This window comes from Streptomyces coffeae (assembly GCF_016741875.1).
GTDB classification, from domain to species: Bacteria; Actinomycetota; Actinomycetes; order Streptomycetales; family Streptomycetaceae; genus Streptomyces; species Streptomyces coffeae.
Map to the genome: position 1 here is coordinate 1 of NZ_JAERRF010000090.1, position 3,772 is coordinate 3,772.

The 3,772-nt window shown below is 67.7% G+C and carries 4 protein-coding genes, 1 tRNA gene and 1 pseudogene; 2 read left to right on the forward strand and 4 right to left on the reverse strand.

The features are described 5' to 3' along the window. Positions 1-166: pseudogene (locus tag JK363_RS40980) on the reverse strand (DNA-directed RNA polymerase subunit alpha); the annotation flags it as partial. 219 nt (positions 167-385) lie between these two features. On the opposite strand from JK363_RS40980, the gene JK363_RS40985 reads away from it, so the two are divergent. After that, entirely contained in the window at positions 386-607 is a 222-nt protein-coding gene (locus JK363_RS40985; protein WP_201883419.1) for a hypothetical protein, read from the forward strand. A gap of 662 nt (positions 608-1,269) precedes the next feature. Further along, positions 1,270-1,350, forward strand: a tRNA-Tyr gene (locus tag JK363_RS40990). A 219-nt stretch (positions 1,351-1,569) separates the two neighbouring features. Here JK363_RS40990 and JK363_RS40995 read toward each other — a convergent pair. From JK363_RS40995 to JK363_RS41005, 3 genes are all read right to left on the reverse strand, one after another. After that, on the reverse strand, positions 1,570-1,929 hold the full coding sequence (locus tag JK363_RS40995; protein WP_201883420.1) for a hypothetical protein: 360 nt from the start codon (positions 1,927-1,929) through the stop codon (positions 1,570-1,572). After that, positions 1,929-2,498 carry a DUF6232 family protein gene (locus JK363_RS41000; RefSeq protein ID WP_201883421.1) on the reverse strand — a complete coding sequence of 190 codons (570 nt, stop codon included), beginning with the start codon at positions 2,496-2,498 and terminating at the stop codon, positions 1,929-1,931. The genes JK363_RS40995 and JK363_RS41000 overlap by 1 nt, the downstream gene beginning before the upstream one ends. Positions 2,499-2,797: 299 nt before the next feature. Then, a complete protein-coding gene (locus tag JK363_RS41005) occupies positions 2,798-3,709 on the reverse strand; it encodes a 1,4-dihydroxy-6-naphtoate synthase (RefSeq protein ID WP_201883422.1) in 912 nt (303 codons plus the stop codon). Between the last annotated feature and the right edge of the window lie 63 nt (positions 3,710-3,772).

Sequence of the window (3,772 nt, forward strand, 5' to 3'; positions counted from 1 at the left end):
CCCGGATGCTGGTGACAGCGGCACCGGGGATCGACGACAGGAGAGTGCGGCGGAGGGAGTTGCCGAGGGTGTAGCCGAAGCCCGGCTCCAGCGGCTCGATCACGAACCGGGAGCGGAATTCGTCGACGACCTCTTCGGTCAGTGACGGACGCTGAGCAATCAGCACGAGGTATTGCCTCCAGTGTTTGGCGCCTGCTAGGTGACGCCGTAGACACCACGAAGGGTACGGGCGGTTCGGCCTCCTATGAATCTCAACCGCCCGACCCCCGCCCGTCTGGCGGCCGGTCGGCAGGCTCAGCTCTTGCTGGAGTGGAGTCCAACGATCAGCTACTCCTGCCCCTGAGAGCCAGCGACCAGCGCAGTTCGTAGGCGCATACTGGGGGCAATGACAAAGCCTGCTGCACCGAAGCGTCATTTGCCCACCAGCCCCTTCAAGGCCCCGGTCACCCCGCCTCCCAAGCACTTCGCCGTGGGCGACCAGGTCACACACGACATGTACGGCCTCGGCTGGGTGATCGGCATCGAGGACGGAATCGCGGCGCTCGTGGATTTCGGCTCGACGCAAATGCGGATCTTGAGCCCGTACGCCAAGATGACCAAGCTGTAGGACCGCTGTGCCCGGTCATGGCACGCCAGGCCCCTTCAGGGACCTGTAACCAAAGGGAGACCCCTCATCGAACTGACGTCGCTGTTTTCCGCCCTGGAAGGGCAACCCCGCTGTGCCACTACAGCATCGCCGCCTCCGACGACAAACCCCTTCCAGGCCGCGGACTTCGGGGAAGACGAGACCTTCCTTCACGAGGATGTACAGGAGCCCGCCTAGGGCATGCAGGCCGCGCAACCCAAGGCAGCCCAGCTCCCACGTGTGCAGTGGTTTCGACAGCTGGCCGCGCCGTCTCCGGTGCTGCGGTAAGGAGTGCAGCCGTCTCAGTTCCCGTCTCATTCAGCCCCGTTCACTGTCGTTCAGCCGAGACCGTGTGCCGGACCTTCCCGCAGGCATGCCGCCCACGATCGCAGGTGAACGAACGCCCCTGCACACACCCCAGCACCCCACCACCACAGTGGGAAAGCGTGCACCTCGCCGGGCGGCTTTCGGGGAACGGGTCCCTATGAGTTGGTGCTCGGGAGATCGGTCACGGGGTCGACGAGGGCTGAGGCATGCGTGGCCTTCCGCGGCGTGCTCGCCACGCTGGGACAGAAGTGGCTCTTGGACGAGGCGTGGACGGTGGAAGCTATCGCTGCGATTGGTGAGGTTTGAGCCGCAGGTCAGACGGGGCGCGGCATACTCCACGCGTCCGGACTGTAAATCCGTCGGCTTAGCCTACCCAGGTTCGAATCCTGGCGCCGCCACACTGGGTAAACGGCCCCCGAGCTGCGGAAACGCGGCCGGGGGCTGTTCTCGTTCCTGGGGCGAGCAGCTGCGGTCTGCGGGCGGTGGAGGGGTGACCCCGCGGCGCGTACGGGTGTGAGGCCGTGGTCCGCACGAGAACCTACGGTGTCAGCGCGTTCGCGTTGAGTGAGTGGCCCTTACGTGAGCGTCTCCCTGGGAGTCCAGCGTCTGCCGGGTGCTCACTGTGCGCCCATGAGTTCGAGGACCTTGTTGATGGCGTCGATGATCGGTACGCCGAGCGCGCCGATGGTCGCGGCGATGCCCGCGACGGCGAGCAGGGCGCGGTGCCGCTCCTGCGGTGGGACATCCGCCTCGGCGCGGAGGGCCGGCAGCGAGTCGTCGAGAGCGTCGGCGTTGACCGGCGGCAGCTGGGGGCGCAGTTCCTGGACCAGAGCAAGGAGCTCGCGGAGGGCCTCTTGGACGGCCTGGGGCAGCTCTTGGGCCGGAGTGACTCGCTTGTCGATGCCGATGTTGCCCGAGCCGCCGTGCATGGTGACGTGGTCGCCGCTGCCGAAGTAGTAGTGCTGATCCCCGCTCATCAGCTCGCCATCCCTACGTTGCCGGTGCCGCCGTACATGTTGACGTTGTCTCCGAAGTAGTAGTGCTTGGGGCTGATATTGAGGGTCTCCACCCGCACCTGGAATTCCGCCTCCGGGTTCTCGATCGCGTCGGCGATCTGGCGGGCCAGCTGCCGCAGTTGGTCCGGCCACCGGCTGGTCACCACGGCGGTGGAGGGGCCGGAGGTCTCGACCGCCAGGATGAAGTGCGCGGGTGCGGCGAGCACCGTCAGCATCTCCACGAGGGAGTAGATCAGCGCCGCGACCGCGACGACCATGACCAGGACGGAGAGACCGCCGGAGCCGCTGCTGTCGCTGCTTCCAAAGTCGCCGCTGGGCCCGTCGATCACAGCGGCGAGCAGACCCAGGATTGCCGTCACCGCCCCGATGGTCAGCAGCCGCTTCGCGAAGAGGAGAGCGGCGTCCTTGCGCCGGGGTTGGATGGTGAGCGTGTACACGCGGGCGACGTTGTGCAGCGGGTAGTAGGCGTCTCCGATCCAGAGCAGCCGTTTGCTGACCCGCAGGTCGACGCCGATGATCGGCTGTGCCATGGCCGCTGGTGCCGCAGCGGGGTACCGATGGGCGGCGGGCGGCGGACCGGCCGGTGGCTGCGGTGGGGTGGCGGGTGGCGGCGGGCCTCCGGCTCCGGGTAAGGAGTGAGAAGGCGTGTTCTGTGCCTGTCCCGCCGAGTCTGCTGATGTCACGTGAATCCCCCCTTGGACAACTGTGTCAAGTGGAGTCCATTCACCTGGTTAAGCCTCACTGACGCAAGCGGTTTCACCATGAAGGGGGTTATCACAAAACGAAGTTGATGCTCCGCGGCATGGGTGGGAGCCGGGGCCGCCGCCCCTCAGCGCGCGCCGGGAAGCGTCAGGGCGTCGGGGGCGACCGGGGGGACGAGGCCGTTGGCGGCGGCGCGGGTCAGGAGGGTGCGTACTGCCTCGTAGCCCTCGGTGCCGATGTCCGCGGTGTACTCGTTCACGTAGAGGTCGATGTGCTGGTCGACCACGTCCGGGGTCATCTCCTGGGCGTTCTGGAGGACGTAGGAGCGGGAGGCGTCCCGGTTGGCCCAGGCGTGGCGCACCGAGGCGCGGGCCGCCTCGGCGAGCGCGTTCAGACGGTCCGCACCCAGGCTGCGCCTGGCCACAATCGCTCCGAGCGGGACGGGCAGCGAGGTCTCCTTCTCCCATTCCTCGCCCATATCGGCGAGGCTGCGCAGTCCGTAGGAGCCGTAGGTGAAGCGTGCCTCGTGGATGACCAGGCCCGCGTCCACGACACCGTCGCGCACCGCGGGCATGATCTCGTCGAAGGGGAGGACGACGATCTCACCGATGCCGCCCTCGGCTCCGATGGGGGCGTCGGATACCGCCGTGGCCGCCCAGAGCCGGAACAGAAGGTACGCCGTCGAGCCGGTGCCGGGTACGGCGACGCGTCGGCCCACCAGCGACGGGGACTCGACCTCCGCACGGACCACCACCAGCGGCCCGCAGCCCCGGCCGAGGGCCCCGCCGCAGGGCAGGAGCGCGTACTCGTCCAGGACGTGGGGGAGCGAGGCGTAGGAGATCTTCAGGACATCCAACGCGCCTTCCTTCGCGAGACCGTTGGTGATGTCGATGTCCGCGAGGCGCACATCGAGGGCGGGGGCACCGGGGATCAGTCCGTGCGCCCAGGCGTGGAAGACAAAGGTGTCATTGGGGCAGGGCGAGTAGGCAAGGGACAACACCTCCGGGCGAGCCCCCGGTGCGGCCTTCTTCTCGGGCATCAGAGCGCCTTTCCCCGGAGCCCGACGGTGTCGGGCGGCCCGGTCATTTCGCGTCGATGAGGT